We start from the raw sequence: 25,050 nt of genomic DNA, 5'->3' as shown, positions 1-25,050 counted from the left end.
CACGGGTCATGTCACCACGCCCGCGACCGGACGGCCAGCGGGCGCGCAACATCGGGAGCGTCACCTGGGGAGTCGCCGCCGGCCTCGCCTCAGCCCGGCTCCCGCCTGGCGCGGCGCGGATCCCCCGCTGCGCTCCTCCGCGCCTCCGGCTGGCAGGCCGGGCAGAAGATCGCGTCGTGCCCGTGGACGCTCGCGCGACGGAGCTTGTCGCCGCAGCGGGGGCACGGCTGGCCCGGGCGCCCGCGGACCTTGAGGAAGTCGCGCAGCCGCTCGTCCAGCGCCGGCGCGCGCCGGGCGATCGTCCGGGTCGCTTCGCCGAGGACACGGGCAATCGCCACGTGCAGGCGGTCGGTCTCCTCCTCGGAGAGGCTCTGGACCGTCGCCTTCGGGTGGATCCTTGCCTCGAAGAGCACCTCGTCGGCGTACGAGTCTCCCATGGAGTCGAGCGCCGTCCCGTCCATCAGGAAATCCTTGGCGAGGTCGCGCCGCCCGCGCGCGGCGGCGCGGAACGCCTCCTGCGTGAACACCCGAGGATCGAGGACGTCGAGGCCGACGCGCTGGAGCCCGGGGATCCTGTCGAAATCGCCCCGCGCGAGCACGTAGACCTTGCTCATCTGCACGTCGTCTCGGACCCTGAGCTCGCGGCCGTCCCCGAGGGTCAGCGAGAAGGCGAGATCGGTTGGGATCCGCGTCTCTCCTGGCCGCGTGATCGAGAACCGCCCTGCCAGCATCGGGGAGATCACGAGATCGAGCGCGCGCGCCCCGTCGAGCTCGAAGACCACGGCGTGCGCCCGCCGCGCAACGCGCCGGACCTCCGCGCCCGGCAAGAGCGCGTCGAGCCGCTCCGGGAGCAGGACGTGCAGCACCACCGAGTTCTCGGCCCGCGCCGCGGCCACGGCCGCGCCTGCAAGCTCGCGCGCGAGGATCGGAACGACGTACTCCAGGTCCGGGCGCTCGGGCACACCTCCAGGATACAGATCTCGCCGCGAAGATCGCGCGCCTTCGGGCGAGGCGCGAAAAAGAGGCGCGGCGGCGCGCTGATCACGCGCTGATTACGCGCTGATCCGCGGGGACTCCTCCCCGAGCGCGGCCTCACCGGCGTCGCCCCGCCTCGGCCGCTGCGCCCCCTGGATCACGAGATCCTGGCGCCGGGCGAGCGCGTACACGACGCGGATGAGCGCCGTCTTGAAGGCCTTCTCCGGCGGCGGGTTCAGGTGCACGACCCTGCGCTCGCCCGGCTGCGCGACATGGCTCGCGCCCCGGGGCTCGCCCCGCTGCGCGACGGGGCTCGCGCCGCGGGGCTGGTCCTCCTTCGGCTCCTCGACCTCCAGCGCGATGGGGATGGCGCCCCGGGGCGCGAGCGCCGTCCGGATGTCGTCGAAGCGGAGCTCGTCGCCCGCCTGCCCCGCCACGTCGGGCGGCGGCGCCTCGATGCGGACGAGGTCCTGCCCGCCCTCGCCGAGGAGCTCATCGTAAAGAGCCGTTACTCCCGGCACGAAGGCGCTGTGGACCATGAAGTAGTTCTTGATGCGCTCGGTGCTGACGAGGCTGACCCGCACGGCCAAGCCGCACTTGTCGGGGGCAAGGAGGCTCCGGACGTGCTCGCCCTTCGCCACCGAGGAGAACTCCGCGAGCACGTGCAGCGCCCCGCCGTGCGCGAGCTCCCGGCTCGCCAGCGCCCGCGCGAAGCGGATGACCCGCATCGCCGTGCGCGCGTCGCGGTCGAGCCCCTCGGGCTCGCTCAGGAACACCGCCGCGGAGAGCGGCGCGCCGCGCGCAACGCACCGCACCGCGAGCGAGGCGAGGTCGTGCCCGTGCTGCGTGTACACCGTCGCGCTGCCCCCGCGCGGGAGCGAGAGCATCGCCCCGTCCGAGCCCGGCGGCGCGCCGCCCGGGCCGGGCGTCACGCCGAGCGAGGCGAGCCGATCGGGGAGCGGCATCCGCTCGTCCCCGCGCTCCCCGAGGACCAGCGTCACCTCGACGCCCGGCACGAACCGCGCGAGCGCGTGCAGCAGCGAGGGCAGCGCGGGGCTGTACCCGACGATCAGCACCCGCTCGATCTCGTCGAGGTGCAGCGAGAGCTTCGCCGCCCACGCCTGCGCCGCCGTCGCGCCGTCCGACGCCGCGGCGCGCTCGATCCCCCGCCCCCTGTAGAGCTCTCGCCCGTAGTCCAGGAGCGGCGCATACGTCGCCGATACGCCGATGAGCCCCCGGAGCCGCTGCGCCGGCACCCGGCCCGCCCGCGCGCCGAGCGCCCACGCCGGCGACCCCTCGAGCGGATCGAGCAGCGGATTCAGCCACGGCACGAGCCCCTCGACCGACACGAGCTTGCCCTCCTCGCGCTTCGGCACCGCCGCCTCGTCCCCGAGGAACACCCCCGCGAGGATCACCTGCTTCTCGTAGGCGGCGCGCGCCATGTCCGAGAACGAGAGCTCGTGCCTCGGCGCCTTGCCGAGCTTGCCGACGGCTCCGGCCGCCTCCTCGCCCAGGAAGATGTGCGTGTAGAACTCGGAGCCGTCCGCGGTCATGAGGTCGGTGTAGAGGGACTCCACGCCTGGCGTGAGCAGGTGCTGGCAGAGGAAGAAGCCGAGGAACCGCTGCATGTCGAGCGGATGTGTCCCGGGCCCGCCCACCTCCTGGATGAGATCGCGGTTCTTGCTCTCCTGCACCTCGACGAACACGTGGCCGTGCGGGTTCTGCGCCCGGAACGAGGAGAGCGCCATCGCCGTCAGGGCGTCGGCGTCGGGCCCGGCGTCGGGCCGCGCGAGGATCAGCGCCCGCTTCGCCTCGGCGGCGCCCACGAGCTCGAGCGCCTCCGGCTGCGCGCTGTCCCCTTGGCGGTAGGTCACCCAGCGCATCCCCGGCGCGTAGAGGTAGGCAGGCGGGTCGTCCTCGGTGCCGAGGAGCGCCATCCGCGGGAGCGCGTGCCGGGTCGGCGGGGGCCCGCGGCGGATGAGCCACTGCCAGAGCTCCGCGAGCCGGATGCTCCGGAGCGCGCGGTGGCGCTCGTACAGCCGGACGAACTCCTGCACCAGCATCTCGGCCTCGTGCACCGGGCCGATCACGAGCGCGTGCCCCGCGTAGCGGACCGGCCGCCGCCGCGCCGCGCGCACGACCTGGTCGACCACGTTGGCGCCGATGCCGATGATGAACGACGTGATGAAGACGCCCACCATGGTGAGGCCGAGCGAGACGACGGCCACGACGGGGTGAACCCGGAGGTTCTCGACGAGGTTGTCGGCGCTCTCGATCTGCCGGAAAGACCACCAGATCCGGTCGATGAAATCGGTGTCCGGGGTCGGGCCGCGGCCATCGTAGTCGTGCGTGATCGCGAGGTGGCTGAGCAGCACGGAGGAGCCGAACGCGAGCCCCCAGACGGCCAGCGTGACGAGCCCGAACTGCTCGAGCAGCTCGCGCCGCGTCATGATCGCGTAGAGGTCGATCGCGATCTCGCGCGTGAAGCGCAGGAGCAGGAAGAGCCGCGAGAGCCGCAGCATGGGGAGGGCGTGGGCGGCGTGCGCGTCGAGGATCCGCTCGAGCGGCAGGAAGCTGACCCAGGCGATGATGTCGAAGGCGAAGAGGAGCACGTCGAGGCGCGACCGCCCGTCCCCGCGCTGGTGGAGGAGGAGGGCCCGGAAGAGGAGCTCGACGCCGAAGATCGCCAGGAAATACGGGCGGAGCTGCTCGTCGAGGCCCTGGATGGGCAGGACCGAGACGAGGATCAGGAGCGAGATCGCGGCCTTGACGGGGCGGGTCTCCAGCCCGCCGGCGAGGCGGTGGAGCAGGGGCAGGCGGAGCGCCATGGGCGGCAAGGATAGGCGACCTCGCGCGCGGCTGCTGTAAGCTCGCCGGGCGCCTGCTCGCCGATCGCGAGCCGGTCACGCGCGCGGAGGCCGCGGCGGCGCTCGCGAGGTCGGGTCCGGGCTCAGACGAACGCCCAGCCCACGGGTGGTGCTCAGGCGCAGCGGATCGATACTGCGGAACGATGGGGAGCTGCATGGACCAAGCGAGCAGCACCCGCGGGCCGCCCACCTCGCGGAGGCCGGCCGCACCTCACGGCAGCGTCCACCGGCGCACGGTCGGACGAGCGAAGGTGTAGAGGGCGTCGATCGTGCGACGCGGAGGAGCTCGAAGGTAAGTTGCACGGTGAATGGACCACGCGTGGAAGACACACGCGTCTCCGGCGCGTAAAGCGACGCGCGCGGCGTTCGGCATGTCCGGCGTGGTCCGATCGGCGCCCCTGCGGATCCGGAGCTCGTCCGGCGTGTCCCAGCGGGCGTGGGAACCGGGGACGATCTCGAGCCGATCGTCGTCTTCCAGCGCCACCCTGAAATGGACCGATGTCGTCGTCGCGACGATCGCGCGCTCGATTTCTGGATCGGATTGGCCGAACTGGCTGTCTCGGTGCCAGTCCCCGTCCCAGTCACGCCTGGTCTGCTCGTGGTAGTAATGCGCGTCCTTCAGGCGCGGGGCGTCTTCCTCTCCCTCTCCCGCTCCCGCGCGCGAGAGGCCGGCGAGCAGCCCGCAGACGCGCCGGGAGCCGACGAACGCGGAGATGCGCTCCAGCGCGCAGGGATCGTCCTGAAAGCAGGTCGCGCCGTCCGTGAGGAGCGAGATGCTGGGGGTCGAGTGGCCCGTCTCCCGGGAGAGCGCTCGTGTGCGGAGGAGCGCGGCGTCGCACGCGCGACGGAGCTCGGCGCGCTCGGCGATGTCGAGGAAAGCGCGCATGATGAAGAAGCCTTGCGCGCGAAAGGCGTCGATTCGATCTCTCGTTGACGTGCTCATCATGACCTCGCGACACCCGGGATCGCGGAGATCACTCAATGGATGGCCCGAGGCCCACGCATCGCCAGGGCGACGAGGGGGCTTTGGGGGAACGGCCGCGGGCGATGGCGGCTCGAGACGACGAGACACGCGAGCCGCCCCGCGATCTCGAAGGTCGCGAGCGCGGCCGGCGCGCCGAAGTAATCGATCGGCACGAGATCGATGTTTCGCGCCGCCTTCGGCGTGGAACGCTCGTCGAGGATCTGCGCGAGCGCCTTCTGGTAGCTCTCGCCGGTCCGGGCCATCCTGGCGCGGACGTCGGCGCGCAGCTTCTTGTGGTGGTGGCGGTTCCCCATCGGCCCTGTCCAGGTGATCTGCCGAGATCGGTCCTTGTCGGCCGGCACCGACGGAAGAGCGGCAGCATCACGAGCGAAGACCGCCGAAGGGCAGCGCCCTCTTCGCCCCTCGCGGAGCCGTGCCGGCGGCGAGCGAGGAGCCGGGCTCGGAGCAGCCCGTGGGGCGAAGTGTTCGCTGGAGCACGGCCGCTGTCAAGCAGGCGCCGGAGGTTCCCGCCCCCGCGCCGGGATGGGGTCGTCCGCGTGCGGTTCGCTGCTCAGCGCTGCGTCTCGCTGACGGGGTGCTCGGGGCCGGGGCGCCCGTCAGCCAGCGTCTCTCGGAGGCGCTCCTGCGTCAGCCCCGGGCTGCTCGACAGCCTCGTATCCGCGTGGGGATCGTCCGATCGGGCGACCGACTGCGCATGGGCCGTCTCGGGGCGCGCCTCGCTCAAGGGGTGGTGGCTGCCAGGCCGCCCCGTCGCGAACGTCGAGCCCTGGCCGGTCTCGGGCGGCGATGCGGCGTGCGCCGGCCGCGGCGGGGGCGCTCCGGCCGAGCGCGGCGCGAAGAGGTCCGCCCAGTCCGGCAGGTGCCGCTGGAGCCGCACGCGCTCGGCCTCGGGCAGCGCCTCGCCGATGACCTGGCACACGGCCTGGGCGTGCTCCATGCCAAAGCCACGCGGCGCGCCCTCGCGGCGGGCGATGCGGTCGTAGAGCTCGTCGCGATCGAAGTCGCCCTGGTACGTGGCGCGGCGCACCGCGGCGGCGACGGGACCCGGCAGCCCACCGGCGACCGCGGCGGCCTCCTCCATCAGCAGCCGCTCGCCGAGCGTCCGTGCTGTCACGGCGATCGCACGCTCGGCCTCATCGCGGCCCTCGAAGCCGGCGCGGCGCTGCACCTCCTCGATAAAGCGGTCGTAATCCATGAGGGGCCTCCTTCGGGAGACGATTGGATGCGAGGTCCGTGCCAGGCGCATGCCCAGGGTGAAGGGTCCGGCCGGCAACCTGCAACCTCAACCTGTGCAACCTCAACCTGGGTCGGGCGGCCCGACCTCAACCTGGGTCGGGTCGCCCATCGACCTCAACCTGGGTCGGGTCGTCCGACCTCAACCTGGGTCGGCGAGGAGGAGGCGACCTCAACCCCAACCCGGGTCGGCAACCTCAACCTGGGTCGGGACGCCCGCCTCGGGTCGCCTCGCGCAGCGTGAGCCCGATGCAATGCTTCAGGCCCGCCTGGAGGTCGGACAGCGTCGTGATCTCGGCGAGATCGATCCCCAGCGAGACGATCGTCTGGGCGACGCTCGGCCGGATCCCGGTGATGATGCCCTCCGCGCCGAGGAGCCGGATCGCGCGGACGAGATCGACGAGGTAGCTCGCGGTCTTCGTGTCCACGGCCTCGACCCCGGTCAGGTCCAGCAGCGCATAGCGGGCCCCGGTGCGCACCACCGCCTGGAGCAGGCTGTCCATCACCTCCGCCGTCCTCGCGCTATCGACCACGCCGATCATCGGGAGCGCCAGCACGCCCTTCCAGACCTGCAGGATGGGTGTCGAGAGCTGGCGGATGACCTGCTGCTGCCGCTCGATGATCGCCAGCCGCTCCCGGAGCTCCCTCTCCGCGCGCCGTGCCTCGGTGAGATCGAGGGTGATGCCGACCACCGAGTCCACCTCGCCCCCCTCCCCTCGGACCGGGACGAACCAGTTCTCGATCGGCCTTCCGTCCGCTTCCATGACGTTGTGCATCGGCTCCCCTCGAAGTGCCCTGCGCAACCCCCCGGTCTGGTGCTCCTTGTAGATGTCGAAATTGTTCAGCCCCACGAGCTGTCCTGGCTTCATGCCGGCCGCCGCGAGCGCCTTGCCGTCGTAGTAGGTGAACACGCCGCTGGCATCGCAGGCCCAGACGACGACATCGAGGTTCTCGACGAGGGCACGGAGGATGTGCTCGTGCTCCGCCTGACGCCTGGACGCCTCGCTCTCGGCCGTCACGTCGCGGCCGATGCACACCACGCCCGCCGCCTCGCCCCGCGCATCGAGCACGCGGTGATGAACCCACACGATGGCCACGTCGCCCCCGTCCCTCCGGGCGTGACGCAGGCGCTGCTCCCCGCTGTCCTCGTCGAGCAGCCGCCGCCACAACCCCGCGCCCTCGGGGACGGGGAGCAGCTCGGCGATGGATCGACCCATCGCCTCCTGCCTCGGGAACCCGAGCTGTCGCGCGGCGCTCTCGTTCCACGCCGTGATTGCCAGATCCAGCCCGTATTCGACCACCGCGAGCGGCGATCGCGCGAGAGTGTCCACGTGTGCGCTCATGTTCAGGTTCAGGTGCCCCGCCCGCGATGCGCCGGCGGCCTCGGCTGTGCAGCCTAACCTCACGACCTGCCGACAAATCAAGCTTTAAGGGGCGCCCGCGGGGAGGCGCGGATCACATCTTGTCGCGGCGCTGCCGTGGGCCCAACACGTGTGTAATGTGCGCGACAACCCCGACGGGGCGCTGGCCCTCACCTCGGGCGGCGCGTCGTCGATCTCTTGCTCGCGCAGGGCCGCTCATCGTCACGACCCGACACCCGGAGAAGCTCGGCGAGCTCCGCGCCCGCGGCGTCGAGGTGCGGCGCGCAGACTTCGATGCTCCCGCCTCGCTCGCGGAGGCGTTCGCCGGCGCGGCGCGTCGGTGCTCATGAGCACCGACGCGCTGGACCGCCCGGGCCGGCGCATCGCGCGGCACCTGAGCGCGCTCGAGGCCGCGGCGAAGGTGGGCGTGCGGCACGTGATCTGCAGAGGCAACACCGTCGACCCCGAGGACGGCGCAGTACAGATCCATGGGATAACGCGCGCCTCCTGAAGGGACGGTCCGCATGGTCATCGGGCTCGCGGGGACCGTGTGGGTGCGCGTCGATCCGCGCGCCGCTGAACTGGCGGATCGATCTGCGCTCCCGCAGCAGCACCGTCAGGCCCACATCGGGCAGCGCCGGTCCTGGCAGTCGAATCGCCTCGCCCAGCACATACCGCTTGGTCGACCTCGCCGTCGAGCGCTGGAGCTGCGCGCTCGTCTCCAGGAGCGTCATACGAAGAGAACACAAGATCCCCCACAGGCACGTAAAACGACGAATATCGCTCGACGGCCTCGGCGACCGCCGCCACCCAGACCGCCTCTCGCTCGGGATGCACCGCGTTGGCCATGACCTCGCTCGGCGCGACCACGACGAGGTTCGCCGGGGCCAGGTCGCCCGCGTCGGCGTGAACGACCTCCGCTGCACGCCCGTGACCCCGGAGAGGCTCACCTGGCGCGCGATCTCGTCGGCGAGAACCCCGGCACCGACGACCGCCACGCTGGCGTCGCTCAACCTTTGCTGCGTGAGGGATTCCGGCTCGTCATCGCGTTATGCCGCGTGGAAACGGGCCGATTCCCCGACGGGCCGCGGCGCCGAGGCCCCGACGGGAGAACCGCTCGTGAGCACCCCTTTCTCGGCCAGCATACGCAAGGCGCTCGCGGCGGCGGGCTCGATGGATTTACCCATGTACTCGATCACTTGCTCGACCGTACGCGTTCCATCGAGGATCGGAAGCAGCACCGGCAGCAGATTGCTCGCGGCTTTGCCTTGAAAGCAGAGCGCCCTCTCTCCGTGCTAAAAAGATCACCGCAACATCCGTGATCGCGACCCGATACCAGATCTTCACACAGGGGAACTCGGGAACGTCGTCTAGCTTGTTCATACTCGCTCATCAGCTTCTTCGCGCTGCGGAGCTGGCGGCGAGGCGTCGCCACGCCGCGAGCGCTGGCACGCAGAACGATGACTGGGGCAGAGCCCGTCAGGAATCCATGGAGCGGCGGACGAGGCTCCTCATCTGACGAGGAGCCCTGTCCGGTCGGATAGCGTCGTCCGCATCAACCGATGCAGATGATGCTGCTACTGCTGCTGCACGCGGCGATGCCGGTGACGACGACGGACTTCGCGGCGCCGTGCTCATCGATCCCTTTCTGCCATCGCTTACATCTGGGCACCATGGCAAGCGATGTGCCAGCCGAAGGTGCGCCCAGTCTCGCCTCGAGATCCATGAACCGCAGAGCAGAGCGGGCATTCTCGCTCGGCCACCGCAGGACCGGCCGGGCGAGCAGGAAGACAAGCACGCGCAATCTCCTGCGCGATCGAGAAAAGCCCCACCGGTGCGCTGCGCGCCCGGAGGGAGACGCGCCTGCGTCAGCCAGGATCGCCAACCTGCGCCGCGGCGCGAGCCAGGCGGGCAAGCACCTCGCCCACGGAGACCGGCAGCGAGAGCGCCTCCTCGGCCTCGGCGTGCACGCCGCTGTAGAGCGAGCGAACGGTCCCCAGGCGAGCGCAGTGCAATCTGCTTCGCAGATTTCCTGAAATTGGACGCGAAACTCCCTTACGCTGGCCTCCCGGGATCTGCCTGGAGGAGGAATGTCCATGCGTCGATGGTCCGTTCTGCTGTGCGCTTCAGCTGTCGTTGCATGTGGTTCGGGGGACGACTCGCCGGGGTACAACGCGTCGGGCGGCGGCGACATCAGCTCCGGGGGAGGCGGAAGCGGGGGACAGGGTGGAAGCGGTGGGGACGAGGGAAGCGGCGGGAACGGCGGGCTCCCTCACGCGTTTCGCTATGGCGCCAACCTCGGCCACCGCAACGCGGACTGGGGCGACGACAAGGAGGCCACGCTCGCGGCGCGAGCGGGCGTCCGCAGTCTCCGCATCAAGCTGCCAGCGGCCCATCTCGCGAGGTGGGGATACGAGATCGAAGTCGGGGACATTCAATCGTACGCGTCCCTGGGCATGGCGGACCATATCGGATTTCTCATCGGCTCCGAGTCGGTCGATCTGACGGTGGCGCCGGCCGACGCGGAAGACTGGCAGAACGAGTACTATATCCCGAAGAGCCTTTACGAGCCGATCTTCTCGGCCGATGGAACGGTGAATCCCGGCAACGCGTGGGCCTCTTACGTGTATCGGACCGTCGACACCTACAAGCCCTGGGTCAAGCTGTGGCACGTGTGGAACGAGCCCGATTGGGTGGCCGACTGGCGCGTCACCGAGACCTGGAGGACCGAACCACCGAAGGCCGCCGATCTCCCCCGGTTCAATGGATCGATATTCGACTATATACGAATGCTGCGCGTCACGAAGGAGGCCGCGCGCAAGGCGGATCCGGACGCGCGGATCGCGACGGGGGGCATCGGATACTCCTCGTTCCTCTCGGCGATCCTGCGCTACACCGACAACCCCGACGGGGGGGCGGTCACGCCAGATTACCCGGAGAAGGGCGGCGCCTATATCGACGTGCTCGATTTTCACTATTATCCGATCTTCAGCCCGAAGAGCTCGGATGCGTCCGTCGACGATTTCCTCGCGTCGAAGGACGCTTTCGCCGCGACGCTCGCCGACGCCGGGGCGGAGGTGCAGGGGTGGAATGTCTCGGAGAACGGCGCGCCGCTCGCGCCGACGCCGGAGTACCCGGAGGTGGGGAGCCCGGAGTACGCGCGAAACTACCTCATCAAAATGATGACCATGGCACAGGCGCACGGCATCGGCGGCGTCGACTGGTTCATTTTATCGAACGGCGAGGACGGGAGCGACGACGTGTTCGCGCACATGGGGCTCTACAACGATGTCGGCGCGCTCGCCAGCGTGGATGAGGCGACGAAGACCGACCTCGGCAAGGCGTATGCCACTCTCAACGAGGTCCTCTTCGGCGCGTCCTACGATGACAGCGCGACCAGGGAGCTCGCGCTGCCGGAGGGCGCTCGAGGCGCCGTGTTCACGAAGGACGGCAAGCGCCGGATCGCCCTCTGGGCCGTGACGGCGAGCAGCACGGAGGACGCGTCCGCGAGCGTCGAGCTCGCGACGGCGACGGGGTTCGAGGTCCACGCGTGGGACGGCGCGAAGACCTCCGCCGACGCGAGCGGCGGCAAGGCGACGCTCGTCCTCTCGGGCAGCCCGTTGCTGCTGATCGAACGGTGACGGCTGGCGCGACCTAACCCTGACGGTTGGCGCGACCTAACCCAGGTTGCGGCAACCCACTCCGACCCAGGTTGAGCCTACCCGGGCGACCCGACCCAGGTTGCGGCCGACCCAGGTTGCGGCAGCCCAAACCCAGGTTGCGAGCCTGCCCGCCGACACGCCGGACCCGGGTTGAGCTGCAGCCGAGCTGCGGCCGGCAACGCAGCAATTTCAGCCGAGCTGAACTCTCCTCGTGGCACGATCGAACCCCGGCTAGGCGAGCTTAAAGCCAAGCTGGTCCAATCGCTATGTTCGTTTTCCGACACGAAGCTCCCCGTTCGATCACGCAGAGCCGATCGCAACCCCTCCGGACCCACTCCTACGCATTCGGAGCCGCATCGTCCCAGCGCATCCTATTGCGCACAACGCCACACAACGATCCGCCTCCCACACCACCGCCCCCATACGGAGGCGCCCCACGACAAGGCAATGATGACCTCGCCTGTCCCGCCCACCTCCCTGCCACGGCGCCGCTAGGGCTTTACACCGTGAGCACGACGTCGGCCACGCTGGCGCCGTGAAACGTGCTCATCCACCACGTCCCCGCGGGGAACACCGCGCTGCGTACGCCGGCACGCCATCGCTCCAGCGCCGCACGGTACGACGCTCGAAACGCACGTACAGCGGCACCAGCGATTCGCCACGCATCTCCCTGCTCGCGACCCACCGCAAACGTCGGATTGCCGTCGCGCAGCGGCTCGAAGCTCGTCACGCGCTCGTAAGGGGACACCTTGCAGGCTCTCTCGGCGCCCAAGAAGCGAAGTCCTCGCCGCTGCACCTCCGCGCGGGCCCGCGCTTCCTGTCGCTCGAGCTCGGCAGAGACGTCCTGGCGAAAGCCCTCCGCGCTGTCCTGCTCGATGGCCGGCGGCAGCGCGAGCGAGACCGTCGCTTCCTCGGGCCACTGGGGGTTTTCCGGGTCGAGATACACCGAAGGTCGTGCCGCGCGCAGCACGCCGCGACCGAGCTCGTCCACATCCACCTTGGCGCCCGGCCACTCGCGAGCATGCTGCACCAGGCCAGCGGCGACAGGATTCGCCATGACATAAGCAATCTTCTCCACCACCGCTGCGCGCGTCAGCAGCCGCACCACGCTCGTGGCCTCGTGGTCCCATACCGGGCCCTCCCACCCGCGAAGCACCTTCGTGCCGAGCGCGACGACGCGATGGAAGAATTGCAAGAACCGCGGCAGGACGCCCCTCGGGTCGGTCACGACCAGGTGCAGATGCGTTGACATGGCGCAGAGCGCATGGACCTCGATATCGTAACGGCGGGTCGACACCGCAAGGACGTAGACCAAGAGCTGGGTGATTGCCGCATCCGGGCGGAAGAGCAGGTGCCGGCGCAGGACACGGCGGGTGATGAGGTACGTGGCTCCGGCAGCGATCTCGCGGGGCTGGCTCATGACAGGCGCAATAAGACAAGCGCCGTGCCAGGGATTTTCATCAATCATTTCGCTGCGCGACCAAGCTTCGTGGGTGGCGGCCGCCTGGCGGGCCGCCACCCGAGCTGGAGCCGTTGCGACGACGACTAGCCCGACTAGCCCGACCTGGGTTGCGGTCAGTCCGACCCAGGTCGGGACGCCAACCTCGGTCTGCCAACCTGGCCCACCGCCAACCTGGGTCGGCCCCGGTACCCCAACCTGGGTCGGATCCAGGTCGGCCGGTCGCCCCCAACCTGGGTCGGGTCGTCGTCATCATGGTAGCGTCCTCGCATGGAGCTCCGCCTGCGCGGCCTTACCCACATCGATCCGCTCGCCGTCCCTCTGCCCCACGGCACCGAGGTGACCACCCGGGTCGACCGCTTCCTCGGCGAGCGCCGCGTCCCGCAGGGCGCCATCGGGCGCGTCGTCGGCTCGGCGGGTACCGAGCTCGACGTGATGCTCGTCGGCGTGGGCGTCGTCCGCTACCGCCGGGACGAGCTCGTCCCGCGCAAGACCGGCCAGGTGCGGCACGCGGAGCGGCGCAGCGCCGCCTGGGACGCGCTCCTGCCCGCCGTCGTCCTCGAGGCCGTCGTGGGGTCGCGCGCGTGGGGGCTCGCGAACGAGAGGTCCGACACCGACCGGCGCGGCGTCTTCGCCCTCCCCTTCCTCTGGACCACGGGCCTCGCCGAGCCGCCGCGCGACCTCGTGAGCGCCGACGGCAGCGCCTCGTACTGGGAGGTCGAGAAGGCCATCCGGCAGGCCCTGCGCGCCGACCCGAACACACTCGAGCTGCTCTTCGTCCGCACCGCCGAGGCGCACGACGAGATCGGCGCCTGGATCCTCGAGGCGCGCGACGCGTTCGTCTCCTCGGCCATCTACGGCAGCTTCGGCCGCTACGCGCTCTCGCAGCTCAAGCGGCTCTCGCAGGCGCACCGGCTGGCCGAGCACCGGGAGCGCGTGCTCGATTGGCTCGCCGACGACGCCTCGCTGGCGCTCGACGACGTCGCCCGGAAGCTCGCCGCCGTCAGCCCGCGCGCCGCGCCGACCCAGGTTGACCGGGAGCTCCAGGCGAAGGAGTACATCAAGCAGCTCTACCGCTCGCTCCACGATCAGGGCCTCCTCCCCGCGCGCGACTTTGCCTCGCTCGCGGCCTTCGCCCGGGCCGACAGGACGTCGCTCGACCTCTCCCGCGACCTCCGCCCCAAGAACGCCTACAACCTGGTTCGCCTCATCGCGACCGCCATCCGCTGGCTGCGCGACGGCGAGGTCGACCTGGTCGTGCAGGGCGATCTCCGCGAGACGCTCCTCGCCATCAAGAGCGGCGCCTGGCCGCTCGAACGCACCATCGAGCTCGCTGAGGCGATGACGCCCGACCTCGAGGCCGCGCGGCTCGCGACCAGGTTGCCGCCGCACCCCGACGTGCCCCGCGCCGACGTGCTCCTCCGTCGGGTCCGCGAGGAGATCGCCCGCCGGCACCTCGCGGCGGAGCCCGGCCCCCTCGGCAAGGACGCTCCCCCCGCGCCGGTCGCGGCCTGGGACGACGGAGACGCGGCCCCCGCGCCCGGCAACGAGGAGAGAAAGAACGACGGATGAACCCTCAGGTGCTCGAAGCAAAGCAGCAGGAGGTCGCGGCGCGCGTCATCGCCGAGGAGGAGGCCAAGCGTTCGCACCTCGTCATCGCCCTGAGCGGCGCCCACGCATACGGCTTCCCCTCGCCAGACAGCGACCTCGACCTCAAGGCGGTCCACGTCGAGCCGACCGAGAAGCTGCTCGGACTATTCCGTAGCAACGCGAGCCCCGAGCGGATGCAGGTCATCGACGGCGTCGAGATCGACTACACGTCGAACGAGCTCCACCCCGTCCTCATCGGCGTCCTCCAGGGCAACGGCAACTACATCGAGCGGATCCTCGGCCCCCTCCAGCTGCACGTCGATCCCGACCTCGCCTCGCTTCGCCCGCTCGTCGCCGCCGCGCTCTCGCGCCGGATCTTCCGCCACTACGTCGGCTTCGCCACGAGCCAGCTCCGCGCCTGGGAGGCGGGAGGCCGCTCGTCGGCGAAGAAGCTCCTCTACGTCCTCAGGACCACGTTGACCGGCGCCCACGCCCTCCGGACGGGCGAGATCGTCACCGACGTCACCGCGCTCCTCGACCTCTACGGCTTCGGCGCCGCGCGCGAGCTGGTCGAGGCCAAGCGCGCCGGGGAGCAGGCGCCGCTCGCTCCCGACGTCGCCGAGCGCTGGGCCGAGCAGATCGCCCGCGCCTTCACGACCCTCGAGGAGGCCCGCGATCACGCCGTGCTGCCGGAGGAGCCGCCCAACCCGGGAGAGCTCAACGACTGGCTGCTCGCGCTGCGCAAGGCGCGGCTCTGAGGCGCGGCGAGGGCTCGCTGGCACGTCCACCGACGCGCGCACACGGGCACGCCGGAGCGCCGATCCCTGGACGGCCCAGGGTCGCTCCACGCTCGTTCTCGCGGCGCATGCCCGGCCAGCCCGGTCTCACCGCGGCAGCGAGCAGCCGTCCCCGCACGCCTTGCGGCCGTCGCCGCACTTCACCGCGGGCCCCTGCCCCACGCAGGTCACCGGGCATCCTCCCCCGGCATTGGAGCACGCCACCGCGCACGAGCCCATGCACATCACCTGGCACCCTCCGACCCGATTGCACCTCACGACGCTCCTGTCGCCCACGACGTGGGCGCACTTGTTCACGTCCTCGCAGGTGATCGAGCACCCTGCGCCGCAGTTGACCTGGCACGTCTCCGCGTTGCGGCAGTCCGTGGAGCAGCCGTCGGCGCACGTCGTGCTGCACCCCTTGCTCCTCGCGCAGGAAGACTGGCAGTCACCGGCGCAGTGGCTCGCGCAGCTCTCTCGATCGGAGCAGCTCGGCCTGCAGCCGGGCGCGTCGCCGCACGTCAGCAGGCAGCTCGCCGGCGCGTTTCCCGGGCTGCCGCCCGGGCAGGTGCAAGGCACGCCCGGCGGGCAGCCGGCGGGGTCGATCGCGAGCGCCGCAGCGCTCCGGGCCCGCGCGGCATTCGGGAGGGACACCGGAGCGTTGCTGTCGCCAGCGTCGCCAGCGCCCTGGTCGCGGGAGGGCCAGAGCAGCAGCACCATGCCGACTCCCACGCAGAAGAGGAGCACCCCCACCCCGCCGGCGACGGCGATCTGCGTCGCTCCCGGCGCGCGCGGCCCCCGCGGCGCGGCCCCCGCCCCCGGATAAGGCTGGCCCGGAGGAGCCCCCGTCGAGGCGGCCACCGCCGCCGGCATCCCCACCCCCGGCGGGCTCGCGCTCGGGAACCGCGCCCCCGCCGGCGGCCCGTCGGGGATGGCCCGGCCGTACGCGCGCGTTCGCTCATCCATCTTGGCCAGCTCCCCCGTCGCGAAGGGCGGCTCCTCGCCCCGTCGCAGCGCGCGCACGTCGGCGAGCATCGTTTGCGCGTCCGGGTAGCGCCGCTCGACCTGGAAGGCGAGCGCGCGGTCCACGACGCGCGCGACCCGCGGATCCACGCCCGGCGCCACCGTCAGCAGCGGAGGAGCCGGCGTCGTGCCCCTCTTCACGAGGAGCTCTCCCTCGGTGAGCCCGTCGTCGTCGTGGACTCGGCGGTTCGCGAGGACGGTGAACATCGTCGCGCCCACCGCGTAGAGGTCGGCCCGCCCGTCCACGTTCCTCCCCAGGATCTGCTCGGGCGCCATGTAGCTCGTCGTGCCCAGCACCGCGCCCGTCCGCGTCTTCAGCCCCGAGCCGCCCTGCTTCATGCGCGCGATCCCGAAATCGAGCACCTTGAGCCGCCCATCGCGCGTCACGAAGAGGTTGTCGGGCTTGATGTCCCGATGGACGATCCCGGCGTCGTGCGCCGCCTTGATGACCTCGAGGAGCGTGTCCATGTGGGCGAGGAGCTCGCCCGAATCGATCGCACCGAGCCGCAACACGCGCTCGCGGAGGCTCTCTCCGTCGAGCAGCTCCATGACCAGGAACGGCTCGCCTCGCTCGGTCACGTCGATGTCGTGGACCTGCACCGCGGCCGGGTGCCCGAGCCGCGCGGCGGCGAGCGCCTCCTGCTCGAAGCGGGCGCGGAGCTCCCGGGACACGGCGCCCTCCGGGTGCAGGATCTTGATGGCCACGCGGTGCCCCACGTGATGGGTGGCCGCGTAGACGGCCGCCATCCCCCCCGCCCCGATCAGCGCGTCAATCCGCCATTTTCCGTGGAGGATCGTCCCGACGCGGGCTCTCAGCCGCTGGATCTCGTCCTCTTCCGCTTCCGGCATCGGCGCGGAGGCTAGCACGGGCCGCCGCGCGGCCGGCTCGCGCGGCGGCCGCGCCGCGCGCGCGGCGCCCTGTCACGCCCCCCGGCCGCGGCCGCGGCCCGCCGTCTCCCACGCCGTCGACACCGCCTCTTCCGCGCTCGCGACCGACACGATCCGATCCGAACGCCGGTCGTCCACGCGCCCCCCGGCGAGCTGCCTCGCCCAGCCCCCGCTCGTCGCGAGCGCGAGCACCGGCTTGCCGAGCTGCCAGGCGACGGCGATCTCGCTCAGCGTGCCCGCGCCGCCGCCGATGACCACGACCACGTCGGCCATGGCGACGACCAGGATGTTGCGCCCGATCTGCATGCCGGTCGGGATGACGATGTCCACGTACGGGTTGGCCGTGGACGCCTCGTACCCTGGCAGGATCCCCAGGATATCCCCGTCGCGCCACGTCGTCGCCTCGCGCCCGCCGCGCGACACGGCGGCCATGACGCCCCCCAGCCCCCCGGTGACCAGCCGGAACCCCGCCTCCACGGCGCGCCGCCCGAGCTCGACGCACACAACCTCGGTCGCCGCGTCCACCGCGAGGCCGTTGCCGATCACCGCCATCACGGGGCGGCGCGGCACGTAGGGAGCGATGTCCCGCTTCGTGTCCTCCTCTTCTCGCTCGTCCCGATCGTCGTCCATCACGGCTCCGCTCCGGCGCCCGTTATCTCTACCGCGGGAGGTCGGCCGGGGAAGGGAACCGCCAAGCCGCCCCTGGAACGCGCCCACGAACGCCTTGATCTTGGCCTGATCCGTGTAGTTCGCCAGATCGAGTTAGCTCCCGCGGCCGCGTGGCGTCAAGGCTCGCGCCGGCGCCGCGAGCGCGCGTGGTCGCGTGTCGCCCGGCGTCTGGTCGCGCTACCGCTGGGCCGGGTAGAGCCCGTCCACGGCGTCGGCCCAGAGCTTGTTCATGGCCACCCGCCCGGCGGGATCCGGGTGCACCTTGTCGGTGAACCGGTCGGGGTGGTCCTTGAACCACGTATACAGATCCGGCCCAGGAGGGAGGCCGTTCTCCTCCGTCAGCGCGTCGATCGCCTCGTTGAATACCGGGACCGCGTCGTGGTTGCCGTCAGGCGAGAACGGGATGTGCGCGAGCACCGGGACGCGGCCCGCTGCCTCGATCTTGTCGATGATCTGCTGCAGGTTCGCCTTGAAGGTGCTCGGGTCGGTCTGGCCCCAGGAATCGTTGGTGCCGTAACCGATGGCGAAGTAGTGGAAGTCGGGGTTCAGCTCCAGGACGTCATCGATGCGATCGAGCGCGCTGGGCTTGTCGCTGCTCTTCGTGAGCTCGCTCCCGATGCCGCCGTTGATCATCGCCGGATAGTGGGCCGGGTGCGCCGCGTGCACGTTCTCGGCGAAGCTCGGCTGCGTGGCCGGGGTGTCGCGGTCGTAGGCGTACGCCGTGATGCTGTCGCCGAGGAAGAACCACGTGTCCTCCGCGCCCTTCGAGATGTCGTGCACGTCGATCTCGTCGAGCTGCACGCCGGTGTCATCGGTCGTCGCGGGGGCCGCGGTCACGACGAGCCGGACCCAGCTCTTGCCGCCGAAATCGAAGCTGTGGGCGCGCGTGCGGACCGGGTTGCTGGTCACCTCCGCAACCTGGGTCCAGGTGCCGTCCGAGCCGTTCGTGGAGTCGCTCGACGTCTCCACCCGGTAGGCGCCCGGCGCCCCGTATTGCACGTCCGTGTAGTTGTAGTTGTACGAAGCCGTCCAGCTCAGGAGCAGCCGCTCGTACCCGGTGCCGACCTGGATGGCGACCCAGGCGGGCGCGGCCGAGGTGGGCTTGCCCGCGATCCAGGTCCCCGCCGACCTGTACTTGCCGTCGTTGATCACCGACGCCGTCCCCGCCGAGGCGAAGGCGGGCTTGCCGCGAGAGATGATGGGATTGGGCACGATCCCCTGCGCGTCCGCACCGCCGCCGGTGCCGCCGCCACCGCCCGTGCCGCCGCCGCCGCCCGTGCCGCCGCCACCCGTGTCCCCGGCGCCGCCCGTACCACCGCCCGCGCCGCCCGTGCCCTGCGCGGTGGTGCTCCCGGAGCCCCCGGAGCTCGCCGACGAGCCGCCCGTGCCCCCGGAGCTCGCTGACGAGCCGCCGCCGCCGTCGTCATCCGAGCAGGCCGCCAGGAGGACTACCGCCCCCAGCGTAAGGGCCAGGAAAGGTGCCTGGTGAAATGAACGAAAAGCCATCGAAACCGACCTCCAGCGCCGGGCACTCTGGGGCAGTTCGGCGCCACGATCAACAGCGGAGGTGACCTCCGTCATCGATCCACGCCGACAAGATGAACCGGTAAAGCCCTGTTCGCTGCGTCACGGCTCGCAACAGCTCAGGAAAATGCGCCGTCGGGAGGAACCGTCAACTGAAACGGTAAATATCCAGAGATGCTCTCTGTAGCGCCGGCGGGACGGGAGACCCTCGCGACGGACGGCATCCACGTCGAGCGCTCCCACACAAGCCAGCACGCACGACAAAAGGCGAGCGACGAGCGGTGCCGTCAGGGGGCGCTCCGGCGACACCGCCCCATACGGCGCGCTTGACACGGACGGCCGTTCCAGCGTCCATGCGCCAGGAGACAGCACGCGAGGGGTGAACCATTGAACGCCAAGAAAGAGCCGAGACTCCGCGCGCCGGGGCGAGCGAGGGCCGCAGGGCTGGTGGCGGGGCTCTTGGCGGCCGCCATGCCCCTCGCGGCAGCGGCGGACCCCGCGGGAGCTCCGGGCGCCCGCTCGGCGGCGGGAGGCATCGAGGGCCTGGCTCAGAGCGCCGCCCACTTCCGCTTGGCCAACGGCCTCGAGGTGCTCCTGGAGGAAGATCACAGGCAGCCGACGGTCGCCGTCATCGCCGCGTACGAGATCGGCAGCCGAGATGATCCGCGGGGCTATAGCCAGCTGGCGCACCTCGTCGAGCACATGACGTACCGGGGCTCGCGTCACATGAAGCCGTTCGATGCCCTGAGCCTGCTCGAGCGAGCGGGGGTGCACCGCATGAACGGGATCACGACCCCCGACTACACCGCCTACTACGCGCTCGCGCCAGCGGCCGCGCTTCCCCTCGCGCTGTGGATCGAGAGCGAGCGCATGGCATTCACGCTCGAGCGCTTCAACGAACAGGCGCTCGCGCTCGAGCAGAAGATCGTGCGCAACGAGCTCTTGATGAAATACGGCATCGAGCAGATGTTCCAGCGCCACACCTGGCGCGCCATCTTCGGGCAGGACCACCCTTACTCGGGCCCAGCGCTCCCTCTCGACGATCTGGAGGCGATCGAGCTGCGGCACGCGCAGTGGTTCTTCCAGCAAGGCTACCGTCCGAGCAACGCGCGCCTGATCCTGGTCGGCGACATCGATCCACAGGCGACCCGCGCCCTCGTGGAGCGTTACTTCGGCCCGGTGGTCAATCCGAAGGCGCCGTTCGTGCGAAGGTGGACGGCCCCGCCCGCCTTCGCTACGGCGCAGCGGGTGACCTTCGAGAATGCGGTTCATCGTGAGCAGATCGAGATGTGCTGGGCGGCGCCGCTCGCCTCGTCGCGCGAGCGGGTCGCGGCGGGGCTCTTCGCCTACGCGCTGGGGCAGTCGCTCCGGGCGCGCCTCGTCGATGATCAGGGGACCCTGTCGCACGTCGACGCGGACATCGACGACCTGGACCTGGGATCGGTGTTCTCCGTCTCGGCGACCCTGACGAAGCACGCGACCCACGACGGCGTCGAGGCGGCGATCGAGCGAGAAATCCGCCAGATGTGGACCATGGACTGGGGCGCCCTGCTACCGGAGCTGAAACAGACAGCGATCGTCCGCGAGCTCATGTCGCATGATCAGCCGATGGGGCGCGCGTTCCGACACCTGCAGTCGCTGCGCTCCACGTCGAGACCTTTCGACGTGGCACAGCGGATCGCTGAGATCCGCGGCGTCACCCCCGACGACGCGCTGCGCCTGCGCAGCTACTTCACGGCGGATCGGCGCCTCGTCGCCCGCCTCGTCCGCGTGGAGCCCGAGGATCTCGCGTCCCCTGAGGGCAACTTGACCGTCGACGCACGCTGAGGTGTCCGCATGAGACGAGCAAGCATGGGGTGGGCCGCGCTCTTCGGTGCAGCGCTCGCGGGCTGCGGCTCGCGGGTGGAGCTGCCTCCTCCCCTGCCGCCGCTCACGCCGACCCCGGACGCCGAGTTCCGCGCGAACGCGCCCCCGCTCACGGCCGAGCCAGCGCTGCGGGTCCACGACATCCGCTCGGCCGAGCTCGAGAACGGCATGACGACGCTCGTCGTCGAGCGGCCCGAGCTGCCGCTCGTGACGCTGGTCTACGTCAACCGTGCGGCCCGCGACGATGGAGCGCCGAGCAACGCCGGGCTCGCGGAGCTCGCGGCCCGGATGTTGAACGAGGGGACGCGGCTGGAAAACGGCGAGGTCCTGCGCAAGCTCCGCATCAGCGGTGAGCTCCCCGGGTGGAGCGTGAACTCCGCCGGAACCGCGATCGCGATCACGACGCTGGCGTCTGGCGCCGATAAGGCGGCATGGCTTCTGGCGCGGCTCGTCCAGCACCCCGTCTTTGACGCCGACGCGCTCGAGAGCGCACGCGGCGCGCAGTCCCAGGCGCTGTTCAGCCGCTCCCTCAGCATCTCTTCCCAGCTGAACGAGCTCGCCCTCGAGGGGCTGTATGGCCCTGATCACCCTCTGGCGCTGCCATTCAAGGCCTTTGGGAGCAATCTCAGGGGTTTCTCCGGGCATCAGGTGAGGAGCTTTTACTCACGGCAATACGGCCCGCGCGACAGCGCTCTCATCGCCGTGGGCGCCGTGCAAGCCGAGGCGATCTTCACGCTCGCGCGCCGCCACTTTGGCCCATGGTCCCCTGCGCAGGGTCAGGTGCCGCCTGAGCCAGCGCCGCCAGCGGTCATCCCCCGCGGCGACCGGGAGATCCGGATCGGTGCGATCGCGGGTGGCACGTCTGACGCCAGCCTGGTCGTCGCTTTGCCATGCGCCGGCTTGTCAGACCCGGACGCCCTCACCTTCGATCTCATCGCCATGCTGATCGGCGGGCTCGCCGTGTCGCGTTCTGCGGCCACGCTCCGGCACGACACGGGAATCAGCTATGGGGTGCACGCCGCGTGCTATCAACGCAGGACCGCTGGCCGATTCTTGATCGAGCTCAGCGCCGATCTCGATCGCGCAGGTGAGAGCCTGGAGAAGATCCTGGCGGAGATCCGGCGGATCAAGAGCTCTCCGGTGACGCTGGCCGAGCTGGAGACGGCGAAGATGCGCTTGCTCGGCCAGACGGCCGCTGCTGTGTCGTCGACTCCCGGTCTGGCCGGGACGCTCGCGAACCTCTATCTGAACGCGCTGCCGCTCGACCACCTGGCGACGCTGGAGCGCCGGGTGCGCGCCATCAGCCCCGAGCAGCTGCAGCGCGCCGCGGCGCGATACTTTGACGCCCAGATCGGCGTCGCCGTCTATGGGCCCCCGCGGCTGCTCCACGACCAGCTCGTGGATCTCGGCGACGTCGAGTGGTCGGTGCTGAAGACGACGAGGCCAGAGTGATTTCCTTCTCCCCTCGGTAGCTCGGCTCGAGCTCGCAGCGCAGGCGCGCTCAGCCTGCCACGCGCGCCCGCGGGCTCCTCATCTCATCCCTCCAGGCCTTTGAACGGCTCGCGCCACGCCTCGATCTCGTCCAGCTGGTTCGACAGCCGCTGCACCTCGGGGTAGTCGGCCAAGGGCAGCCGCGCGCGCGCGGCATACGGAAAGACGAAGGCCACGCGGAAGTCGGCATAGCTCAGCTTGTCGTCGATCAGCCAGCGGCGGCCCTTCAGGAGACCGTTCAGGACCTCCGCGAACTGTCGGAACTCCTTCAGGTGTTGGTCCATCACCGACTGCTCTGCTCGGTCGGTCGTAAACGTGGGCTTGACGATGTACTCGAAGTAGAGCGCGCTCGCCGGCGGATTGAAATGCTGGTGCGCCCAGCTCAGCCAGCGCAAGAGCTCCGGCAGACGAGCGGGCGCGGGCCAAAAGTCCGAGCCAGTCAGCTGACACAGGCGACAGGCAATGGCGTCGGCCTCCCAGAGGGGCGTGCCGTCCTCGACGAGGATCGGAACGCGCGTGTTGGGGTTGAGCGTTCGGAAGAATTCGATCTGGTCCGGCGCGAACGGGGCCGCGCGGATGAACTCCACCGGCGCCTGGACGTGCCGCGCCACAGCCACGGCGAGACGTGGGTTTGAGTTGTGCGAGTAGTAGAGCTTCATCTGACCTCCGTTCGGACCCGCGCCGCCGGGGCGCCCCCAGCTGGCCCATTGGATGGATATCAGCCCATTTGCGCCGCCGTCAACCGGGCCCGCACGCTGTTGAGGGAGGGCGTCGCCTTGGATGCATGGATAACGTAGGGGGATAGCGTCGCTCTTCCGGGGGTACGGGATCGCACAGAGGATCTTCTGTCACCCGAGGTGAGCGGCCTTTCGCCGTTCCCCCCTCTACCCGCCCTCCGCCACCACATCGCTCCAGTCGATGTCGAACCGCGCCAGGTATTTCCGCAGCCGGTCCGCGTCGTTGACGCTCTTCTTCTTCGCCCGCGACGCCGCGAACAGCACCCGTCCCGCCTCCGACAGCGACCGCGCGCCCTTCGGCACCCGAAGCACCTCGGCGAGCTGCACCCGGTCGACGGGTCGAGCGCCGCCGCCCGGCGCGCGCCGAGCGCCGCGACCACGAGGCGCCCGGCGGCTGAGCCTTCACTTGAGGGTTCGGACGAGACGGAAGCCGACGCCTCGGTACGCCGCGTCCGATGCGGGGTAATTCTGGCTGGCCGCTCGCAGCTGAAAACGCGAGCCCGCGGCGTTGCTGCCTCGGGTCACGCGGAGATCTGTCCCGTCGGTCCTCAGGGTGATCTCCGTGGCAGGGTTCGTCACTGGCCCCTCGGCATCGTGAAAGACGGGTCGATCGCTGGTCCACTCGACGACGTTGCCGAGCATGTCGAACAAGAGCCAGCGGTTGGGCCGCTTCGTCCCCACGGGGTGCATACGCGCTCCCGAGTTCACGTCATACCATGCGATGGGCTCGAGGTTCGGCTCGGGGTCGTAGCGCGCGTCCGGATTCGCTCCGGTGATGTCACCTCCGTAGTAGGCCGTCCTCGTCCCCGCGCGCGCGGCGTACTCCCATTCTGCCTCCGTTGGCAGGCGATAGCCCTCGCACTCGTAGACGCTCGCCGCGTCGCCCGCGAGGCCCACGCGGCCGCAAATCACGCCGCGGCCCAGCTCGCCTTGACATTCGGAGAGCTCGAAGCAGGGCGCGAGGGGCGGCTCGTGACGTGCGGAGAGCAGGTTCGCGAAGAGGAGGGCTTCGAACCACGTCGCATACCGGAGCGGACACGCGTCGTCCTCGCAGGTCGCCGTACCATCCTGGACCTTCACCGGCTTCTCCGGCATGAACTCGACGAGCTCCGACCACTGCTTGCGCGTCAGCTCGAACTGCCCGATCTCGAACCCGCGCTCGAGCGTGACCGCCCTTGGAATCTCGGTGTACTCACCACGCCAGAGCTCGCTCTCTGGCGAGCCCATGATGAAGCAGCCCGGCGGAACGCGACACCAACCATTCGCGCACTCCGCCACCACCGCCGGATGCCGACACACGGATCCATCGGCCGAGGCGACCTCCCAGCCAGTCACCTCCGGACCGGCCGGATCCATGCTGCCGTCAGGCACGACGGATGGCTCGTGGCCCTCCGCCTCGGCCTGGCAGCCGAGGGGTACGGCCAAGAGAGCCCAGAGAGCGACACCGATCGCGCACGTCATCGGATCGATCGTATTCATGGCACGTTGCTGACCCCGAACTCGTCACCCAGGTTTTCGAAGTTCTGCGCTGCTGCCGGCGTCTTGAACCCTTCCGTCACCAGCAAGTCAACGCCTTCGAGCAGGCTTTCGTGGCCCAGTCCGCCGTCGTGCTTCTTCCTCTGCCAGCGGCAGAAGGACACGACCTGGTGCGCTCCGGTGGATTGATGTTCTCGTGATTTGCCATTGTCATCCCGTGAGCACAGGCCGCTGTGGAAAACGCTGTTTCTCGGCCGCTCGGACTGGCACGTAGCACTCCACGTGCCAGGCGCAGAGAGCGCGAGATGCCTCGAGCCGTCGCGTTCCACGCGCTGGACGACGGGCCGCCCGCCGCGCTGTGAGGCCCATTCTCCGTGACATCTCACGGGCTGCAGCGTGACATGTCACGGCTCGCGGCGTGACACGGCCCGCGGGAGCATCGCGCATCGGTCGCGCGCGGCTCTCGAC

At 70.4% G+C, this 25,050-nt stretch carries 22 protein-coding genes and 1 pseudogene; 6 read left to right on the top strand and 17 right to left on the bottom strand.

Annotated elements, in window-relative coordinates:
- Positions 1–89: 89 nt before the first annotated feature.
- From ACSRUE_RS12910 to ACSRUE_RS12885, 6 genes are all read right to left on the bottom strand, one after another.
- On the bottom strand, positions 90–962 hold the full coding sequence (locus tag ACSRUE_RS12910) for a DNA-formamidopyrimidine glycosylase family protein (RefSeq protein WP_441291240.1): 873 nt from the start codon (positions 960–962) through the stop codon (positions 90–92).
- Positions 963–1,052: 90 nt separating this feature from the next.
- On the bottom strand, positions 1,053–3,803 hold the full coding sequence (locus ACSRUE_RS12905) for a hypothetical protein (RefSeq protein ID WP_441291239.1): 2,751 nt from the start codon (positions 3,801–3,803) through the stop codon (positions 1,053–1,055).
- 250 nt (positions 3,804–4,053) lie between these two features.
- On the bottom strand, positions 4,054–4,728 hold the full coding sequence (locus ACSRUE_RS12900; protein WP_441291238.1) for a phytanoyl-CoA dioxygenase family protein: 675 nt from the start codon (positions 4,726–4,728) through the stop codon (positions 4,054–4,056).
- A 92-nt stretch (positions 4,729–4,820) separates the two neighbouring features.
- A complete protein-coding gene (locus ACSRUE_RS12895; protein ID WP_437764442.1) occupies positions 4,821–5,120 on the bottom strand; it encodes a hypothetical protein in 300 nt (99 codons plus the stop codon).
- Between the two features lie 257 nt (positions 5,121–5,377).
- Positions 5,378–6,022 (bottom strand): DUF2267 domain-containing protein, encoded by a 645-nt coding sequence (locus ACSRUE_RS12890; RefSeq protein WP_441291237.1) that lies wholly within the window; start codon positions 6,020–6,022, stop codon positions 5,378–5,380.
- 235 nt (positions 6,023–6,257) lie between these two features.
- Positions 6,258–7,391, bottom strand: a complete 1,134-nt coding sequence (locus ACSRUE_RS12885) for a PAS domain-containing protein (protein WP_441291236.1) — start codon at positions 7,389–7,391, stop codon at positions 6,258–6,260.
- Positions 7,392–7,767: 376 nt separating this feature from the next.
- Here ACSRUE_RS12885 and ACSRUE_RS12880 point away from each other — a divergent pair, with 376 nt between their 5' ends.
- Complete coding sequence (locus ACSRUE_RS12880) at positions 7,768–7,932, top strand: hypothetical protein (RefSeq protein WP_441291235.1); 165 nt, start codon at positions 7,768–7,770, stop codon at positions 7,930–7,932.
- A gap of 538 nt (positions 7,933–8,470) precedes the next feature.
- Here the strand turns inward: ACSRUE_RS12880 and ACSRUE_RS12875 are convergent.
- The 3 genes from ACSRUE_RS12875 to ACSRUE_RS12865 form a co-directional block, all read right to left on the bottom strand.
- Positions 8,471–8,662 (bottom strand): hypothetical protein, encoded by a 192-nt coding sequence (locus ACSRUE_RS12875; protein WP_441291234.1) that lies wholly within the window; start codon positions 8,660–8,662, stop codon positions 8,471–8,473.
- Between the two features lie 314 nt (positions 8,663–8,976).
- Positions 8,977–9,219, bottom strand: a complete 243-nt coding sequence (locus ACSRUE_RS12870) for a hypothetical protein (RefSeq protein ID WP_441291233.1) — start codon at positions 9,217–9,219, stop codon at positions 8,977–8,979.
- Positions 9,220–9,289: 70 nt separating this feature from the next.
- Complete coding sequence (locus ACSRUE_RS12865) at positions 9,290–9,436, bottom strand: hypothetical protein (RefSeq protein ID WP_441291232.1); 147 nt, start codon at positions 9,434–9,436, stop codon at positions 9,290–9,292.
- Positions 9,437–9,517: 81 nt separating this feature from the next.
- Here ACSRUE_RS12865 and ACSRUE_RS12860 point away from each other — a divergent pair, with 81 nt between their 5' ends.
- The gene (locus tag ACSRUE_RS12860) at positions 9,518–11,062 is read left to right on the top strand and encodes a hypothetical protein (protein WP_441291231.1); all 1,545 of its coding nucleotides are present in this window, start codon (positions 9,518–9,520) and stop codon (positions 11,060–11,062) included.
- A gap of 520 nt (positions 11,063–11,582) precedes the next feature.
- Here ACSRUE_RS12860 and ACSRUE_RS12855 read toward each other — a convergent pair.
- On the bottom strand, positions 11,583–12,503 hold the full coding sequence (locus tag ACSRUE_RS12855; protein ID WP_441293046.1) for a transposase: 921 nt from the start codon (positions 12,501–12,503) through the stop codon (positions 11,583–11,585).
- A gap of 309 nt (positions 12,504–12,812) precedes the next feature.
- Between ACSRUE_RS12855 and ACSRUE_RS12850 the strand changes: the two genes are divergently transcribed.
- Positions 12,813–14,114, top strand: coding sequence for a DNA polymerase beta superfamily protein (locus tag ACSRUE_RS12850; RefSeq protein WP_441291230.1), 1,302 nt, complete (start codon positions 12,813–12,815; stop codon positions 14,112–14,114).
- A complete protein-coding gene (locus ACSRUE_RS12845; protein WP_441291229.1) occupies positions 14,111–14,890 on the top strand; it encodes a nucleotidyltransferase domain-containing protein in 780 nt (259 codons plus the stop codon). Before ACSRUE_RS12850 ends, ACSRUE_RS12845 begins: the two co-directional genes overlap by 4 nt.
- 126 nt (positions 14,891–15,016) lie before the next feature.
- Here the strand turns inward: ACSRUE_RS12845 and ACSRUE_RS12840 are convergent, their stop codons facing one another.
- The 3 genes from ACSRUE_RS12840 to ACSRUE_RS12830 form a co-directional block, all read right to left on the bottom strand.
- On the bottom strand, positions 15,017–16,780 hold the full coding sequence (locus ACSRUE_RS12840; protein WP_441291228.1) for a protein kinase domain-containing protein: 1,764 nt from the start codon (positions 16,778–16,780) through the stop codon (positions 15,017–15,019).
- A gap of 72 nt (positions 16,781–16,852) precedes the next feature.
- The gene (locus tag ACSRUE_RS12835) at positions 16,853–17,449 is read right to left on the bottom strand and encodes a TIGR00725 family protein (RefSeq protein WP_441291227.1); all 597 of its coding nucleotides are present in this window, start codon (positions 17,447–17,449) and stop codon (positions 16,853–16,855) included.
- A 216-nt stretch (positions 17,450–17,665) separates the two neighbouring features.
- Positions 17,666–18,994, bottom strand: coding sequence for a GDSL-type esterase/lipase family protein (locus ACSRUE_RS12830; RefSeq protein WP_441291226.1), 1,329 nt, complete (start codon positions 18,992–18,994; stop codon positions 17,666–17,668).
- Between the two features lie 489 nt (positions 18,995–19,483).
- On the opposite strand from ACSRUE_RS12830, the gene ACSRUE_RS12825 reads away from it, so the two are divergent.
- Together ACSRUE_RS12825 and ACSRUE_RS12820 are read left to right on the top strand one after the other, a co-directional pair.
- A complete protein-coding gene (locus tag ACSRUE_RS12825; protein WP_441291225.1) occupies positions 19,484–20,839 on the top strand; it encodes a M16 family metallopeptidase in 1,356 nt (451 codons plus the stop codon).
- A gap of 9 nt (positions 20,840–20,848) precedes the next feature.
- Positions 20,849–22,330, top strand: coding sequence for a M16 family metallopeptidase (locus ACSRUE_RS12820; RefSeq protein WP_441291224.1), 1,482 nt, complete (start codon positions 20,849–20,851; stop codon positions 22,328–22,330).
- Between the two features lie 83 nt (positions 22,331–22,413).
- Here ACSRUE_RS12820 and ACSRUE_RS12815 read toward each other — a convergent pair whose 3' ends face one another.
- The 4 genes and pseudogenes from ACSRUE_RS12815 to ACSRUE_RS12800 all read right to left on the bottom strand — a co-directional run bounded on the left by ACSRUE_RS12815 (position 22,414) and on the right by ACSRUE_RS12800 (position 24,746).
- Complete coding sequence (locus tag ACSRUE_RS12815; RefSeq protein ID WP_437764424.1) at positions 22,414–23,028, bottom strand: glutathione S-transferase family protein; 615 nt, start codon at positions 23,026–23,028, stop codon at positions 22,414–22,416.
- A 225-nt stretch (positions 23,029–23,253) separates the two neighbouring features.
- A pseudogene (locus ACSRUE_RS12810) lies at positions 23,254–23,489 on the bottom strand (sigma 54-dependent transcriptional regulator); the annotation flags it as partial.
- A gap of 19 nt (positions 23,490–23,508) precedes the next feature.
- Positions 23,509–24,333 (bottom strand): formylglycine-generating enzyme family protein, encoded by an 825-nt coding sequence (locus ACSRUE_RS12805; RefSeq protein ID WP_441291223.1) that lies wholly within the window; start codon positions 24,331–24,333, stop codon positions 23,509–23,511.
- A gap of 248 nt (positions 24,334–24,581) precedes the next feature.
- Positions 24,582–24,746 carry a hypothetical protein gene (locus ACSRUE_RS12800; RefSeq protein ID WP_437764423.1) on the bottom strand — a complete coding sequence of 55 codons (165 nt, stop codon included), beginning with the start codon at positions 24,744–24,746 and terminating at the stop codon, positions 24,582–24,584.
- Positions 24,747–25,050: the final 304 nt, after the last annotated feature.

It is taken from the genome of Sorangium sp. KYC3313 (genome assembly GCF_052075895.1).
Lineage (GTDB): Bacteria > Myxococcota_A > Polyangia > Polyangiales > Polyangiaceae > Sorangium > Sorangium cellulosum_B.
The sequence above is the reverse complement of the archived record's forward strand: the minus strand, read 5'-3'. Positions and strand labels throughout refer to the sequence as shown.